The sequence below is a fragment of the Bacillus cereus group sp. MYBK216-1 genome (assembly GCF_051916495.1).
Lineage (GTDB): Bacteria > Bacillota > Bacilli > Bacillales > Bacillaceae_G > Bacillus_A > Bacillus_A thuringiensis_K.
The window spans coordinates 15,934-32,256 of sequence record NZ_JBQAGT010000009.1 but is presented as its reverse complement, the minus strand read 5'-3'; the positions used below and the strand labels follow the sequence as shown (position 1 = coordinate 32,256).

Here is a 16,323-nt window from a genome sequence, read left to right as displayed (position 1 = left end):
TATCAAAATATTAAAGAGCTAAGTGAGATATTAAGGTCACACCAATTTTAGGATGAATATAATATCAAGCCCGTTAAGGAAATATGCTGTATAGGACAAGCTTGTACTGTTTATTTTACTATATGAATATTTAAGTGCATATAGTTCTGGGAAAGTATGTATTTTTGCATTTTTTAATACAAAAGTTTTTTATTAAAAATTTACTTTCTGCGCTATCTCATATGAATTTAAGACGATTGAAGAGTAAAGGCCAAAAGAGTCTAAGTTTAATTTGTACAGGTAGATATCAAAATTCTATAGAAAAATAAGGAAAAAAGTTATAAAATAGGAGATTGGATTAAACTTTCCAATTTTTTTGTGCAAGATAAAGATGACTAAAGATGTGGCTCTTAAAAATTCTTGTTTATATATAAAACTAACGATAGTATAAAAAATCCTCAATGAAGGAACTTCAACAAATCTAATGTGAAAATTTTTAGGCGATAAATATGAAATTTAAAATATTCTTAGTAGTCCATTAAATATTATAGCAATTATTATAGGCAAACCCTTTAATATAATCGATTTAGAAGAAATCAGTACAAATAGAAAAGATGAAGTAGTAGAAGTATTACGACTTCCTTTTAATAGATTTTCAGGAGCAGCTGGACATATAAAAGATGCAATTGTAAATGAAAAAAATTGGAACGTTTGGTTGAACGATTAGTATGCTATTTTAAAGTTTAAATTAATAACAGAAAGAGAACCTCTTAATATGTTACTACTTTGTTTTTGTATTGTTGAAAATAAGAAAGGTGAAATCAATGAAAAAATATTGGCATAAGCTATCGTTGCTTCAAAAAAATGTATTACTAACGGTATTAGTAATTCTGACCCTTGTTGGAAGTATGGGAGCGTTAAGTTTTAATATGTTTCAAAATAGTATGATGTCTATATTTGAGAGGCAGTCTTTTGAAACAGGTGATGCGGTATTAAATCAATTAGATCTAGAAATAGTAAGAGATGTAGCAAAAGACCCCACAGCTCAAAGAGTGAAGAAGGAAAAATTGACAGAGCAATTAGATAAATCTATAAAAGATATGAAAAGTGTTGGGCAAACATATGTTACAGGAGCCAAGCTAAATGATAAAGCTGAATTACAAATAGTAGCTTTGGATACAGAATTAGCAAATACTGTTTCTGTAAAACCAGGTGAATACTATGAGCAGCCTACTTATTGGATGAAAACATACGATAAAGTAATACAAACAAAACAGGCACAAATGACAGAAGTGTATGAAGATGAATTAGGGTTCTGGGTAACAATTTTAGAGCCAGTTACAGATGAAAATAAAAATATAATTGCAATTGTTGCAGCGGATTTGGAAGCTTCTATTATTCCTCTTACAAAGAAAAACTTTATGATACAAGGTTTACTATTTATTATAATTTCATTAACTATCGCAATTACAATTCAAATATTTATCTCACGAAACTCTCTATCGCCTTTAAAGGATTTACAAGAAGGGTTACGTAAAGTTGGTGAAGGGGATTTAAGTATTAAATTGAATGAAAGATCTGATGATATAGGGATAACCAATATCTATTTTAATAACACTATTAAAAAGTTTAATAGGATTATAGATAAAGTAAGGCAGACTGCTGAACAGGTTTCGACATCTTCACAGGAATTGTCGGTAAGTACAAAAGAGAATAGCATAGCCTTTAAAGAAATTGCAAGTGCTATTACAGGATTAAATTTAGGAGTACATTCTCATGAATATGTAGTGCAAAAATGTTTAGGGATTGTTCAAGAAATGGAAAGTAAGATGAAAGAAATTAAAGGAGCTGCAAAACAAGTTGGCAATGCTTTGGAAGACATGAAACAGAATTCTGTAGAGGGAAAAGATTTGATTAAGCAAATCGTGAATCAAATGAAAAGAATCCAAGATACAGTTCAGGATGTACCTTCTAGTATTTATGCATTCGAAGCACGATCTAAGGAAATTCATGAAATTCTTACTGTAATTACAACCATTTCAAATCAAACAAATTCATTAGCTTTAAATGCTTCTACTGAATCCTCATGTGCTGGAGAGATGGGGGAAGAATTTTCAGATGTTACGGACGAGGTACGTATATTAGCGGAAAGAACCGAGGCATCTGCAAGGGATATAGCTAAATTAATTGGTGAAATCCAGGCTGAAGCAGAGAGAGCTGTAAGATCCATACAGAAGAGTTCAAAGGAAGTAGAATTAGGAATAACACTTGTTCAAAGTAGTGGTGCATTCTTTGAAAAGATTTCAGAATCTGCACAATCTGTCACAAATCAAATTAAAGCGACTTCGAACCATTCAAGTGACATTCTAAAAAATAATCAAACTATTGTTCAGTTTATAAATGAATTATCACACATTGCAAATACATATGTGAATAGCAGTAGTAATGTGGAAAAAAGTATGAAAGAACAAGAACTATATGTACAAGATATTGCAGAGTTAGCAAATTCTTTAAATTGGCTCTCGCAAGAGTTACAGGGGTTAATAGGGGAATTTAAAAGTAAGTAGGATAGAAGAAGGTAAAGGTATAGGGTATGACCTATACCTTTATTTATTCCCACATAAGGGATGAAAGCTTAGGTATATATGTAAAATAGCTAAACGAATAATTTTTTTGCATATTTTGTTGGAAATAGAGCATGATATTACCAAATTCAACGGAGGTGTTTAAAAAATGCAAATTCGCGAAAATAATAATTCAAACGAAATCTTAATAGCAGCTGCAGCAAGTGCAATTGAACAAATGAAATATGAAATTGCTCAGGAGTTTGGTGTTACACTTGGACCGGATTCAACTGCACGAGCAAATGGTTCAGTAGGTGGAGAAATTACAAAACGTTTAGTTCGTATGGCGCAAGAACAGTTATCTGGTCAATATAAAATTCACTAAAACTAAAGGTATATCCCATTGAAGGGATATACCTTTTTAATTTGTTTGTAAAGAGGATCGTTACATTTTTTATTATTGGTTAAGTTTAGAAACAGCAAATTTAGCTGTAAAATTCATCTTCTTCATGTACGTAGAATTTACACCTGCTTGAAATTGTACAGAAATATTACCGTCTTTTTGCGCTTTAAATACGCGACCATATGGGGAATTAGCATTGAATGTGCCAATTACTTGATTATCCGCATCAAAGACCGTATAAGAAATTGGGAACCCTGAATTTTGTACAAAGACTGTAAGTTCGTCCCCTTTTTTAACATTAAATGATTCTTTTTGAGACACTTCATAGGAACTCATAGAGTAGTATTTTGTGACTTCTTGAATTTCTAAATTCGTAGTAGCTGCACTCGCTTTTGATGCCTCAGCCCCTGGTAAGTTCATACCTGAAAATACTGCAATTCCTAGTGCCCCTGCTAAAATCAATTTTTTCATAATAGTATTTCCTCCTTTAATATATTGTGAGATTTGAAACGAAAGTGAAAATTTCAATCCCTGAAACCATTATAGTTACAATGAGAATTATTTTCAATAAGGGTTAGTATGTAATTTTGCATATATAAAGTATTAACATAAGGTAATCAGTCAAGTTTTGAAGTATTCTTAACAGAAGGGAAGGAAAAAATTAAAAAATCATGAATGATATTGTAACCGAACTATATATCTTTTGAGCTTATTCCGTCTGCATCAAGTGAATATATTATTAATTTTATTTGTATTTGTTTTTGTTTTTTATTATAAAAAATTTTAAGGTTGATAAAGTTTTATTTGGTGGAATTATTAAACAAAAATGATAAATTATATGGTATGATAAAAAGGCAATAAAGTACATCATCCTGACTTTATTGTGTATGTTTAGCCTATGTATGTCGTTTGTATTAAAAATAAGAAGTCTCTTAAAAAGAGACTTCTTATTTTTTGTATGGAGGGGGTATTACAGATGACTGATTACTATCAAATGTTTTTAATTACTATGGCAGGTATTGCCTTATTTTTTTATATACAACATGCTGGAAAACCAACGAAAAGAAACAAATGGAAGTTTTTAATTGTAGTATTTTATTTTACCTTTTGAATTATTTATTTCTTAAATTCTTATAGATATATAGGGGATACGTTTATCATTCTAAAATATAAAAAAGGAAGGTGTAATCCTTCCTTTCATTATCCAGTATGTCCATGTGAATATTTAATAATATTTACAGTACTTTGAGGGCCTGTTGAAGAACTTGATCCAAAAGTTACTGTAACGACAATTAAGATACCAAGTAAGCTAATCGCTAATTTTTTCATTTTAATGCTCCTTTTTTAAAGTTTTTTTCATTGGCTTTACTAGCTTCATAAAAGTAATAGCTAGCTTTTAGATGATTATCTTCTTTGTAAAATTGGACTGCCAACTTTTCGGTATATTCATTTATATACTCATATAGTTCTTCTCGTTCAAAATAAGAAATTCCTTCTAAAACAGCTTTTTCTAAATCATTAGCACAGCTATGTAGATTTATTTTTTCTAAAATATTAAAGTGATGAATATAACCTTCAATTCCCAATTGAGTAGAGAGTTGGAGGCCCTTTTTTATTAATTCTTGAGCAATTTCATGTTCTCCTAATTTATAATGCTCTCTAGCTTCAATGAATACAGCTTTATAATCGCTAGGTAGTTTCTGATTAACTTCGGATAAATATCGTAATGCTACTTCAGATAGATTCTGAGTAGCGTACATAAACCCTAGATTGTGACGGACAATTAAAATATTGTATTCTAAATTTTCTTTTTGGAATGTATCCATAGCAGAGATAAAGTGTTCCTCAGCTAATTCCCATTCTTTTAAATGAGTGCATGCTAATCCATATAAGTTATTACAGAAGGCAACTTTTAATTCATATCCAGGATGCTTTGAAAATATATCTTTAGCCTTCATTACATGATTAATACATAAAATTGATCTATGTGTATGACAATAGAAAATGGCTAACTCATAATGGAATTCAGCATGTTCAATCTCATCAGGTATTGTTTCTAACAGGTATTCTGCTTTATCGTAATGTATTTTTGCAAGACTATGATTGCCGGTAACATTGGAATGAATGGCTTTAAAGAAGTGATAATAGTATGAAAGGAAATCGTCTGTAGGAGTTTTGTAAGCATCACTTTGTTTAAAGCTATCTTTAGAAATACTTAAGCTATCAATTAAATATTGATGTCTAAAATCTAGTAGTGAGTAGTATAATAATATCGTTTGATTTTCTTCTATATTATGAATTCTGTTTTCAATTTCTTGTTTAAGTAATTGAGCGGCGTCTACATGCCTAGCCCTAATTTCTTGATACCATTCATTTAATAAATGAGTTATTTGCTCGTTCCCCTGTATATGAACATTCATTGTTCAATTTCATCCTCTCCAAAGATATTATTCAGCAATTAGTATCATATCAGAAATTTCCTCTATCAAAATCTATTTAATAGCATTTATCAATATAAGATGGAATATTCTATTAATTTGCATTTATTGAGATTCAAGTAGTATGTATTATTGTAATTTCTATAAAAATAATCTTTTTTTAACAGGCGAAAAGGGAAACATACCTAAGTAATTATGTATAGCAATAATAGGAAAAAAGAAATAAATAATAAAGGGGAATTTGAAATGTTAGAGTTAAAAGAAAAGCAATCTTGGAAGAAGATGTAGAGGTATTAAAGGCGAAGGTACATCCAGTACGGTTACAAATTGTAAATGAGTTAATGTATCATAAGACATGTAATGTTACACAGTTAATAGAGATTTTAGAGCTTCCACAATCTACGGTTTCACAGCATTTATCAAAATTGAGAGGAACCGTACTTCGTGCAGAAAGAAAAGGATTAGAAATGCATTATTATATTGAGAATTCCAAAGCCCGTCAAATCGCTAGAGTTTTAAATATATAGATTGGAAATAACATCAAAATCTTCTGTATTAAATCAGGGGATTTTTTTGTTTTTATTAAGCTGTAAATATTTATATTAGAGTAAAAAACTATTTTCTTATTATAGGAATGAGATAGGAATATCAAATGGGTTTTAAATAGTAAAAATATAGAAAAATAAAGAAAAATATGTTAATGTGATAATCGAAATATAAATTTATTCGAAAAGGAGTGAAGAGAGTATATGTTAAAAAGGGGTGTAATGTTATTATTCTTTATTCTATCTATCTCGACATTTAGTATGGTAACTCAAGCTGCTAATAGTTCTGAGTACGTGAATCAATCATTCTATGGGTATAAAGAACCGTCATTTACTTCAGCTAAAACAAATGGTGGATCAGAGTACGGTGCCCAAAATGTAGGAGTCGTAGAAAAAAGAGATAATGGCTGGTGGAAGATTGAAACATGGGAAGGTCCAGTTTGGATTAACTTGAATGGGGAAGAACGTGTCATGGGAGATTTCTATGCATATGATGAACCTTCTTTCTCATCAAAGGTTGCGAATGCTGGAGCGAAGTATGGGCGACAAACATTTAGAATAGTAGATGGAACAACAGATGGTTGGCTAAAATTTAAGACGTGGGAAGGCGACAAGTGGATGAATCCTACGTCTGAACAAATTACTGTCAACAAAACGATTTATGCGTATAATGAGCCGTCATTTAATGCAACGAAAGCAAATTATGGAGCACCATATAACCCACAAAATTGGGGAGTAGTAGAAAAAAAAGAAAATGGCTGGATGAAGGTAGGTACTTATGAAGGTTATAAGTGGATTAATCCAGATGGAGAAGAAAGATTCATAAACAAATCATTCTATGCGTATAACGAAGCTTCATTTAATGCAGCTAAAGCAAACGCTGGAGCATTATATAATCCACAGAATTTTAGAGTTGTAGATGGAACACCTAGTGGATGGTTAAAGATTAAAACATGGGAAGGCGAGAAATGGCTGAATCTAGATGGAGAAGAAAGATTCATAAATCAATCATTCTATGCGTATAACGAGCCTTCATTTAGTTCAGGCAAAGCAAACGCCGGAGCAGTATATAATCCACAGAATTTTAGAATAATAGATGGGACAACTAGTGGATGGTTAAAGATTAAAACATGGGAAGGCGACAAGTGGATGAATCCGCATGAAACAGATTCAAGTTCTTCTAAATATCAAATGCCTATCAAAAATCCAAATGTTAGCTCATGGTATGGAAGTCGTTGGGGGACAGTACATAAAGGTATTGATTTCTCAGCGGCAAAGGGTACACCAATAATGGCATCTAAATCAGGAACTGTAGAATTTGCTGGTTTTGGTGTAAGAGGTCAAGGATTTGGTGGATATGGAAATGCGGTGGTTATTAGGCATGAAGACGGACTTTGGACACTATACGGTCATATGGACTCAATTTTAACTACTGTAGGGGCACATGTACAACAAGGTCAAGTAATAGGGAAAGTAGGTAGTACAGGCGATTCTACTGGGAACCATTTGCACTTCGAAATTAAGAATCAGTATATAGGTGGACAAGTAGATCCAAAACCATATTTACCATTTTAATAAACATTAAGTTTGAATAATTAATATACGATAAGGATAATATATTTATTGCATGTTTAATAAAAGGACAGTTATCTAAGGATAGCTGTCCTTTTATAATTTATCATTTTAGCCAAGAAGACTCCTTCCTCAAGGAACGTGAAGGGTCACAGTCCAGTGAGTAGGTGGGAAATGAATTGGCTTCGAACAAGGGATGGAAGGAAGCCATCTTAATTGTTCGACATATAGAAAGTATTACTCTACTACCTATCGAATGTATGTTTGGTGTATAATAGTCATATACCGAAATGGAGGTGAATCAAATAATGATGAATAAAGCCTATAAGTTTCGTATCTATCCAAATCAAGCACAAGCAATTCTAATCAACAAAACGATTGGGTGTTCTCGCTTTGTATTTAATCATTTCCTATCCTTATGGGATCACGCATACAAAGAGACAGGAAAAGGCTTGACCTATGGTACATGCTCTGCCAAACTACCTGCCATGAAGAAAGAGCTTGTTTGGCTAAGAGAAGTGGATAGTATTGCGATTCAGTCGTCTGTTCGCAACCTTGCAGATGCGTATACGCGCTTTTTCAAAAAACAAAACAGCGCACCGCGCTTTAAATCTAAGAATAACAACGTACAATCTTATACCACAAAACAAACAAATGAAAATATTGCCGTTGTAGGGAATAAAATAAAGTTGCCGAAACTAGGCCTCGTTCGATTTGCCAAAAGTCGCGAAGTAGAGGGGCGTATTGTAAATGCTACAGTTAGACGGAACCCTTCTGGCAGATACTTTGTTTCATTGTTAGTCGAAACAGAAGTACAAGAGCTCCCGAAAACAAGTTCTTACATTGGAATGGATGTGGGACTAAAAGATTTCGCCATTTTGTCAGATGGAACCATCTATAAAAATCCGAAGTTTTTCCGATCATTAGAAGATAAGTTGACGAAAGCACAGCTTGTTCTTTCTAGAAGAATGAAAGGATCTTCCCGCTGGAATAAACAACGAGTAAAAGTAGCTAGAATTCATGAATACATATCAAATGCTAGAAAAGATTACTTGGACAAAATTTCAACTGAAATCATCAAAAACCACGATGTTATCGGTATAGAGGATTTGCAAGTATCGAATATGTTAAAGAATCATAAGTTAGCAAAAGCAATTAGTGAAGTATCATGGTCGCAATTTCGATCCATGTTGGAATACAAAGCAAAATGGTATGGCAAACAAGTCATTGTCGTATCGAAAACATTTGCTTCCAGCCAATTATGTTCTTGTTGTGGATATCAAAATAAAGACGTTAAAAATCTAAACCTACGTGAATGGGACTGTCCTTCTTGTCGTACACACCATGATAGGGATATTAACGCAAGTATCAATCTAAAGAATGAAGCAATAAGGCTTCTAACCGCAAGGACTGCGGGGTTAGCCTAATCAATTAGAGTTCGATAGAACTCTTTACTTAGGAATCCCTCACTTCTAAACGAAGTGAAAGTGGGGGTAGTTCAATATATTATTGATATAATAAATACAGGAGGCGATATAAATGGAACTTAAAGACCTTATGAATTATATTGAAGAAAACAAAGAAGAACATTTTCATGATTTAATCACTAAAAATGAACGGGAAATTGTAAAAAAAGAAGAAAAAGAGAAATAAAAAATTTAAAATAGAAGAGTTGACCTTTTGAGTCAACTCTTTTGTTTTTATAAATGGATATAAAGTTGGATTTCTCAATTGTTGAGTAAAAGGAATTGCAGAATTTTTCTGTAGAGAAGGTTATTTGGTATTGAAAATGAAACAGACAATTTGCTAATCATAGGAGAGTTTTTTAGTATTATATTAAATAGAAAATAGCGTAATGAGTTAACGCTTTAGGAGAGAGTATATGAATTATTTTATTGTTATGCAGGGGCATACATATCAAGAGGAAAAAGGATTAGAAATTATTTGGTCACCTAAAAAGGATAAAGGCGGTAATGTACCACATTCATGGAAAAGAATGATGGATGTAAAAGAGGGGGATCGAATCTTTCATTCATGGAAAAGAATGATGGATGTAAAAGAGGGGGATCGAATCTTTCATTATGTAAAAGGGAATATTGTAGCAGTTAGTATCGCTGAAGAAGATTGTAAGGAATCGAATAAACCATCGATTATGAAAAGCCATGATCAATGGAATGATGAAGGCTATTTGGTATCTTTAAAATATCATGAGTTAGAAAAAACAATTAATATACGTGAGAAATTTGAACAGATATCGCACCTGTTGCCAATTAAATATTCACCTTTTCAATTAGATGCAAATGGAAACCAAGGTTATTTATATCCATGTAATGAAGAATTAGCCCTTAAATTAATGGAACTAATTGGTGATTCAAACATTTATAAAATAAATGATGAGCAATTAGAGTTGGCAGTTGATCCGGTAAGAAGGACAGAAAACAACACATTAATTCCGGTTATAGCTGAGACGGAATCCGAAGTAAAAGCGAAAATCCGAATTGGACAGCAAAAATTTAGAGAGGAATTAATGGAGATTTGGAACGGAAAATGTGCATTATGCGGAATAAATTTACCAGAATTGTTAAGAGCAAGTCATTCTAAGCCATGGAAAGATAGTACAAGTATGGAACGCTTAGATCCGTATAACGGTGTACTACTGTGCTGTAATCATGATGCTCTTTATGATAAAGGGTTTATCACATTTGATGGACAGGGACGACTGCATATTTCCTCATTAATAGTGGAAACAGATTATTTGAAATTTGGATTAATACCAAAAGCTAAGATAGGAATTCAACCGGAGAATAAATTATACTTTAAGTGGCATAAGAGGAATATTTTTAAAGTAAAATAGTATAATTTTTAACTTCAAGGACAGGAAGAACATAAGAGAGACGAATTGTGTTATCCAGTAAAGGGGAATGGTACATGTATAACTGTAAACAATGTGGAACAGAAATGATTATGCAATTACAAGATAGATATAGAGAATATTGTCCCAAATGTGAAGAGCTTAAACCAAATAACTTGTTATACTATAATCTATATGAATTACTAGATTATATGGAAGCGAATCACTACATGAGTAAGGAAAATATGCTACTTAATTTTTTGAAATGGGAGTTTGATTTAACGAAAGGGAATATATTCAAGTTATATCTAGACATAGATAAATATGATCAATTCAATGATGAGGATTTTACAAGACAATTAGAGGAGTATATGAAGGGGATTCGATTAAAATTAAATGTTAAATATGAAGATGATTATATCTGGATTAAGGTTAATTAGATGGAATTCCAGATGTAATGAATTTTGTTTTAAAGTGATAGTAAGTAATTGAGAGGAGATTAATAGTGATGGAAGATTTGCAAAATGCAGTAATAAAGTTTCGAGATGAGAGAAATTGGGGGCAGTTTCATAATGCGAAGGATCTAGCAATTTCCTTAAATTTAGAAGCATCAGAGTTGCTTGAGACTTTTCAATGGAAGTCTAGTGAAGAAGCAACAGAGACGAAAATGCAGGAAATAAAAGAAGAAATGGCCGATGTAATGATCTATTTACTTATGCTAAGTGATAAATTAGATATCGATCTAGAAGAAGTAGTACATGCTAAGTTGGAAAAGAATGCAGAGAAATATCCTGTAGAAAAAGCATTTGGGAGTAATAAAAAATATAACGAACTGTAAAGCGAAAATCGTTTTACAGTTTTTTAAAATGGTTATGAGAAAGCAGATGGTTGAGATCATGATTTGGATGTACGGATTGTATTTCAAAAGTATGAAATCCACACATCCTTAAGTATTCTTAAAATTAAAAAGTAGGGAGTTATTCAAATGCTATCATTTGCAGCAAAATTATCTTCATTTTACATAATTAAAAAGAAGCGAAAAGAGTTTGAGCAAGGTTGTATCAGAGATCCTAAAATAGATGGAATACCAGTAGTCTATATTCAGCGGGATAAGAAGAATTTATATGTAGGTAAGTCTACAGATATATATGAGCGTTTTGTTGCACATATAAGTGATGAAGCTAAAACATTCAATGAAGTTATTGTAATAAAAAGTGAATTATTTAATGAAAGTTCAATTAAGCATATTGAAACATTGTTAATTGAATATTTATCTGCAGATGATAAATTTAACTTACTGAATAAAGTAAGGGGCCAAAAGATTCATTCTTATAACGGCATTGAAGATGTTCAAAGTATGTTTAAAGAAATTTGGAATGGGTTAATTAAAGAAGGGGTAGCAAGTGAGAATTTAGGTGAGATACATAATAAATTTATTTATAAATATTCACCGTTTAAAGAGTTATCGGCTAATCAAATTGAGGTTTGTAAAGACATTTTTAATACAATGCTTACTACATCAAATAGTCGACATTTGATTACAGGGGACCCGGGTACTGGTAAAACAATTGTATTAACAAACATCTTATATGCGCTTGCTTATGACAGTGAAACTGGTAAAGCGAGAGAGGGATTGAATTATAAGGATATAGCACTTGTTGTTCCACAAAACCACTCATTAAATTTATATAAGAGCTTGATGAACAAACTAGGTCTACAAAGTATTACAGTACTGTCACCTTCACAATTTATTAAGCAGGCAAAAAGAAGGGGCACAAAATATAAATATGTTTTTGTGGACGAAGCACATCGTCTAAAACAATATTTTGGTAAACAAGCACGTGATTTAAAACATTTAGTCACCGATAATGGTTATACAACTGAGTTGGAATTAATAGAAACATTTGCGTATCACTTAACTGTGGTTTATGATCCATACCAAACAATTCGACCAGCAGATATAGATACAGATGTATTCCAGCAGTTGACAGCGAATTATAAGAGGCATCCTTTACATAAACAATTCCGTTTAAAATCTGGAGATCAATATTTAGCATGGCTTCGTAAATATTTACAAATAGCAAATAATGTTGGAGTGTATGAAGAAGGGTTATTACAGGGATATGACTTTAAGGTAATGGATTCTATTACAGAATTGAATGAATCTATGAAAATATTAAATAAAAAACATGAATTATGTCGCGTAGTCGCAGGATATTCTTGGAAATGGATTACACAAAAGGATAAAAATCACTATGATATAAAAGATCCCGTTACAGGTGAGACATTCAAATGGAACTCAAAGGTAAAAGGTTGGATTAACTTTGAGAATAGTATAGAGGAAATAGGATGTATACATACTACACAAGGTGCGGATTTAAATTATGTTGGAGTGATTTTAGGAGCTGAAATTGATTGTGATTACGCAGGTGAAGAAAATGGAGACTATGATTTAAATAAGGCTAAGATTGTAGTGAATCCAAAAGAATATAAAGATCGAAACGGTCTTCCAATTAAGGGAACAGATATAAATAATGAGGAGTTAACATCCTATATTAAACGTATTTATTATGTATTATTATCTCGCGGAATAAATGGATGTTATGTCTATGCAGTAAATCAAAATATGCAAAGATATTTAAAGGAGATAGCAAAAGTAAGTCAATAATTATGAAAAGGGGTTACCTTTAATGTGGTAGTCCCTGCCAATTAGATAGCATTTAATAAGTATTTAAAGAGCCTTACTACACATAAATTGTAGTAAGGCTCTTATTATCTCTATAGAAATAAGGATTAGAAAATAACTTATCCCCTCGGAAGAAAAAAGACTTTATTTTAACTTCCCTATTGATAGGTTAACACGATAATTCCCATATTTTAATAGTCGACCTAGAAAGTTATCCAATTCTTCATTAGAAGAAAAATGTGTTTTTAATAAATAACATCCTTCACCACTTACACGATGTACTTCAGATATTTCTTCTTCTTTTTGAAAGAAATCCATAAATTCTTGATGATTAGCTGATGTGACAAACAAAGTAACAAATGCAGTCACGGTTTGTCCTAGTTTGATTCGGTTTATAGCGATTGTATATTGTTCAATAATCCCTAAATCCTCTAATCTCCTAATTCGATTTCCTACAGCCTGCCCAGTCATATGTATTTTTTGACCTAGTTCTTTCCATTGTATTCTTGAGTTTTCTCCTAATAATTTCAGTATCTCAAAATCTGTTTGATCAATAATATAAACCAATCCTTTCATCGTGAAAGTAGAAAAGCAGAAAGTGTTTCGCCAACTTATTCAGCTTATCGATACAATTCACTATACTAAGTTTATCCTCTTACATCGCATTGTTTATTAGTTATATTTACTTATAACACAGAGGACGCAACAAAAAAATACATCTAGATTTAAAGGAGGTTACAAATATGTTATTACAAGATATTTTATCGTTCAATGAAAAATTTGTAGAAAATAAGAAATACGCCCCCCGTGAAGCAACAAAAATGCCTAAGAAACGTATGGTTGTTGTTTCTTGCATGGATGCTCGTTTAATTGAGCTACTTCCAAAAGCTTTAGATATACACGATGGAGATGCAAAAGTTATCAGAAATGCAGGTGGTAAGATTGCTGCTCCTTTCGATAGTGTTATGCAAAGTATTGTAGCATCAGTATATGATCTAAATGCAGATGAAATCTTTCTTATCGGACACCATAGATGTGGTGCAAGCCAAACTAATCCCAAAGGAACACTTCAAAAAATATTAGATCGTGGAGTAGCTTCACCAGAAATTTTAGCAGCAATTGAATATGCTGGTGTTGACCTTGAAAAATGGCTATTTGGATTCGATGATATCTGTGATTCGACTCAAGCTAATGTTGATTTAGTAAGAAATCATCCACTTATTCCAAAAGATGTTCCTGTACATGGTTTAGTTATTGATCCTCACACAGGTAAATTAGATGTAGTAGTTGATGGATATAAAACATTAAATGGTATGAAACATTAATCATTACTTAAATGAAGGGAAGTTATTAAATATGAATAGACAAGAAGCTACGCAAAAAATTATGGAAGCAAAAATCGCAAAAGGTTTAACATGGGAAGAAATTTCAAAAGTAAGTGAAAACTCTGAGACTTGGGTTGTAACAGCATTATTAGGGCAGGCTACAATGACACGTCCGGAGGCAGAAAAAATCGGTAAACTATTAGAATTAGATGAAGAAGTAATTCAGGCATTAACAGTAGTTCCACTTAGAGGTCAAGTAATGCAAATGCCTCCTACTGACCCAATCTTATATCGATTATATGAAATGATGTTACAATACGCACCAACTCTTAGAGAATTAATCTTAGAAAAAGCTGGTGAAGGTGTAATGAGTGCAATTAACTTCAATTTAGGTGTGGATACACAAGAAGATCCAAAAGGTGGCGATCCTCGTATCGTTATTACACTTAATGGGAAATTCTTACCATTTCGTACATGGTAATCAATTGAAAATTCATCTATATAATTAAAGTAATTTTATAGATTTACAAAATCCATCCTTTTTAATCTAACTGTATAGAAAGGATGGATTTTTACTATGAGATTCTTTTTCAGTAAAGGAGAATAATATGAATAAAAAATACTTTAATACAAGCTTTAGTATTCTACAGTGGTTTGTGTTTCTATTAGCAAATGCAATTGCATTGCCTATCATTATTGGTGGCATATTCCATTTATCAGTAGAAGATATTTCAACATTAATGCAGCGAACTTTTTTAGTCGTGGGAATAAGTTCATTTATACAAGCATGGTTTGGGCATCGCTATCCCATAGCGGATGGTCCAGCCGGTTCATGGGTAAGTATATTTGTCATACTGGGACAAGTTGCTATGCATCAGGGACAAAGTGCAAAAGACGTGTTGCAACTTTTAGAAGGTGGGTTAATTATTGCAGGTATATTACTCTTCGTTCTTGGTATAACAGGGCTTGTTCATCGAATCTTACGTTTATTTACTCCTTTAGTTACAGGGACATTTCTTTTAATTTTAGCACTTCAACTTAGTGGTGTGTTACTAAAAGGAATGATGGGATTACAAGGATCTGCAACTCATCCTGATTATCCAACAGCTATTATTGCGCTCTTTGTTTTTGCCCTTATTACTTTCTTATCAATTAAAGGGACAGGATGGATGAAAAGGTACGCTGTGTTACTTGGAATTTCATGTGGTTGGCTTTTGTATACTCTTTTAGGAGAATCATCTTATATGCCTACACATACAACGCTAGTTAAGTTACCAGAGATATTTGCTTGGGGCACACCTAGATTGGATATTGGAATGACCCTAACTGCAACTTTATTTACATTTCTTTTAGTTGCAAATACAATTGCTGCTATTTCAGCTGTAAAACAAGTAGCTCCCTTATCTAAAGAAAGTGAAAAGCAAACATTGAACCGTGGTGTATGGGTCGGAGGTATATCACATATTATCTCGTCGTTGTTTTCTACAATTGGTATTGTACCATTACCTGCATCAGCAGGATTTATTCAATTAACAGGACAAAGAAAGTTGAAGTCGTTCCTTATAGCAAGTCTTATATTAGCAGGAATTTCTTTTGTTCCCTCAATCGTAAGCTTTATATCCTTGCTTCCAGGCCCTATTGCCAATGCTGCACTTTTAGCAACATTTGTCCAAGTAATAGGCATTTCATTTCAATCGATTTTAAGCGAAGAATTAAATCAACGCCGATTAACTATATTAGGAATTACATTATTAATCAGTTTAGGAATAATGTTTCTTCCAGAAAGCGCATTTAGTGGCATTCCTTCTTCCTTACAATATGTTTTAAGGAATGGATTGCTCGTGGGTACCGTGATTGTCATTCTATTGGAACAGTTTTGGAAAGAATAAAGTATTTATATGCTTTTTTATTTGGAAGAAAATAAAGAATGAAAATCAGCATTTGGAAATATTTTAAAATA

At 32.2% G+C, this 16,323-nt stretch carries 17 protein-coding genes; 13 read left to right on the top strand and 4 right to left on the bottom strand.

Annotated features, from left to right (window positions below):
• Window positions 1–803 precede the first annotated feature (803 nt).
• The gene (locus tag ACTFRH_RS24220) at window positions 804–2,546 is read left to right on the top strand and encodes a methyl-accepting chemotaxis protein (RefSeq protein ID WP_000761119.1); all 1,743 of its coding nucleotides are present in this window, start codon (window positions 804–806) and stop codon (window positions 2,544–2,546) included.
• Between the two features lie 166 nt (window positions 2,547–2,712).
• Window positions 2,713–2,928 carry an alpha/beta-type small acid-soluble spore protein gene (locus ACTFRH_RS24215; protein WP_001167047.1) on the top strand — a complete coding sequence of 72 codons (216 nt, stop codon included), beginning with the start codon at window positions 2,713–2,715 and terminating at the stop codon, window positions 2,926–2,928.
• A 72-nt stretch (window positions 2,929–3,000) separates the two neighbouring features.
• Here the strand turns inward: ACTFRH_RS24215 and ACTFRH_RS24210 are convergent, their stop codons facing one another.
• On the bottom strand, window positions 3,001–3,417 hold the full coding sequence (locus ACTFRH_RS24210; protein ID WP_000733524.1) for a hypothetical protein: 417 nt from the start codon (window positions 3,415–3,417) through the stop codon (window positions 3,001–3,003).
• Window positions 3,418–3,922: 505 nt separating this feature from the next.
• Here ACTFRH_RS24210 and ACTFRH_RS24205 point away from each other — a divergent pair.
• A complete protein-coding gene (locus tag ACTFRH_RS24205) occupies window positions 3,923–4,057 on the top strand; it encodes a hypothetical protein (RefSeq protein ID WP_002164319.1) in 135 nt (44 codons plus the stop codon).
• A gap of 89 nt (window positions 4,058–4,146) precedes the next feature.
• Here ACTFRH_RS24205 and ACTFRH_RS24200 read toward each other — a convergent pair whose 3' ends face one another.
• On the bottom strand, window positions 4,147–4,275 hold the full coding sequence (locus ACTFRH_RS24200; RefSeq protein ID WP_000731770.1) for a hypothetical protein: 129 nt from the start codon (window positions 4,273–4,275) through the stop codon (window positions 4,147–4,149).
• Entirely contained in the window at window positions 4,272–5,366 is a 1,095-nt protein-coding gene (locus tag ACTFRH_RS24195; RefSeq protein WP_001100605.1) for a Rap family tetratricopeptide repeat protein, read from the bottom strand. Before ACTFRH_RS24195 ends, ACTFRH_RS24200 begins: the two co-directional genes overlap by 4 nt.
• 290 nt (window positions 5,367–5,656) lie before the next feature.
• On the opposite strand from ACTFRH_RS24195, the gene ACTFRH_RS24190 reads away from it, so the two are divergent.
• From ACTFRH_RS24190 to ACTFRH_RS24160, 7 genes are all read left to right on the top strand, one after another.
• Complete coding sequence (locus ACTFRH_RS24190) at window positions 5,657–5,911, top strand: ArsR/SmtB family transcription factor (RefSeq protein ID WP_000390682.1); 255 nt, start codon at window positions 5,657–5,659, stop codon at window positions 5,909–5,911.
• Window positions 5,912–6,133: 222 nt separating this feature from the next.
• A complete protein-coding gene (locus ACTFRH_RS24185; RefSeq protein ID WP_000919353.1) occupies window positions 6,134–7,504 on the top strand; it encodes a M23 family metallopeptidase in 1,371 nt (456 codons plus the stop codon).
• 305 nt (window positions 7,505–7,809) lie between these two features.
• Window positions 7,810–8,928 (top strand): IS200/IS605 family element RNA-guided endonuclease TnpB, encoded by a 1,119-nt coding sequence (tnpB, locus tag ACTFRH_RS24180; RefSeq protein ID WP_061884949.1) that lies wholly within the window; start codon window positions 7,810–7,812, stop codon window positions 8,926–8,928.
• 455 nt (window positions 8,929–9,383) lie between these two features.
• Window positions 9,384–10,355 carry an HNH endonuclease gene (locus ACTFRH_RS24175; protein ID WP_001105768.1) on the top strand — a complete coding sequence of 324 codons (972 nt, stop codon included), beginning with the start codon at window positions 9,384–9,386 and terminating at the stop codon, window positions 10,353–10,355.
• Window positions 10,356–10,429: 74 nt separating this feature from the next.
• Window positions 10,430–10,792 (top strand): hypothetical protein, encoded by a 363-nt coding sequence (locus ACTFRH_RS24170; RefSeq protein WP_000282127.1) that lies wholly within the window; start codon window positions 10,430–10,432, stop codon window positions 10,790–10,792.
• A gap of 68 nt (window positions 10,793–10,860) precedes the next feature.
• Window positions 10,861–11,190: a nucleotide pyrophosphohydrolase gene (locus ACTFRH_RS24165; protein ID WP_000389845.1), complete on the top strand. Its 330-nt coding sequence runs from the start codon at window positions 10,861–10,863 to the stop codon at window positions 11,188–11,190.
• Window positions 11,191–11,337: 147 nt separating this feature from the next.
• Window positions 11,338–13,020: a DUF2075 domain-containing protein gene (locus ACTFRH_RS24160; RefSeq protein WP_000947889.1), complete on the top strand. Its 1,683-nt coding sequence runs from the start codon at window positions 11,338–11,340 to the stop codon at window positions 13,018–13,020.
• Window positions 13,021–13,182: 162 nt separating this feature from the next.
• Here the strand turns inward: ACTFRH_RS24160 and ACTFRH_RS24155 are convergent, their stop codons facing one another.
• Entirely contained in the window at window positions 13,183–13,614 is a 432-nt protein-coding gene (locus tag ACTFRH_RS24155; RefSeq protein WP_000677474.1) for an Lrp/AsnC family transcriptional regulator, read from the bottom strand.
• Window positions 13,615–13,781: 167 nt separating this feature from the next.
• On the opposite strand from ACTFRH_RS24155, the gene ACTFRH_RS24150 reads away from it, so the two are divergent.
• The 3 genes from ACTFRH_RS24150 (at window position 13,782) to ACTFRH_RS24140 (ending at window position 16,252) form a co-directional block, all read left to right on the top strand.
• A complete protein-coding gene (locus ACTFRH_RS24150; protein ID WP_000926478.1) occupies window positions 13,782–14,363 on the top strand; it encodes a beta-class carbonic anhydrase in 582 nt (193 codons plus the stop codon).
• A gap of 31 nt (window positions 14,364–14,394) precedes the next feature.
• The gene (gene cynS, locus ACTFRH_RS24145) at window positions 14,395–14,844 is read left to right on the top strand and encodes a cyanase (RefSeq protein WP_001081566.1); all 450 of its coding nucleotides are present in this window, start codon (window positions 14,395–14,397) and stop codon (window positions 14,842–14,844) included.
• Between the two features lie 127 nt (window positions 14,845–14,971).
• Window positions 14,972–16,252, top strand: a complete 1,281-nt coding sequence (locus ACTFRH_RS24140) for a purine/pyrimidine permease (RefSeq protein WP_001037035.1) — start codon at window positions 14,972–14,974, stop codon at window positions 16,250–16,252.
• Window positions 16,253–16,323 lie beyond the last annotated feature (71 nt).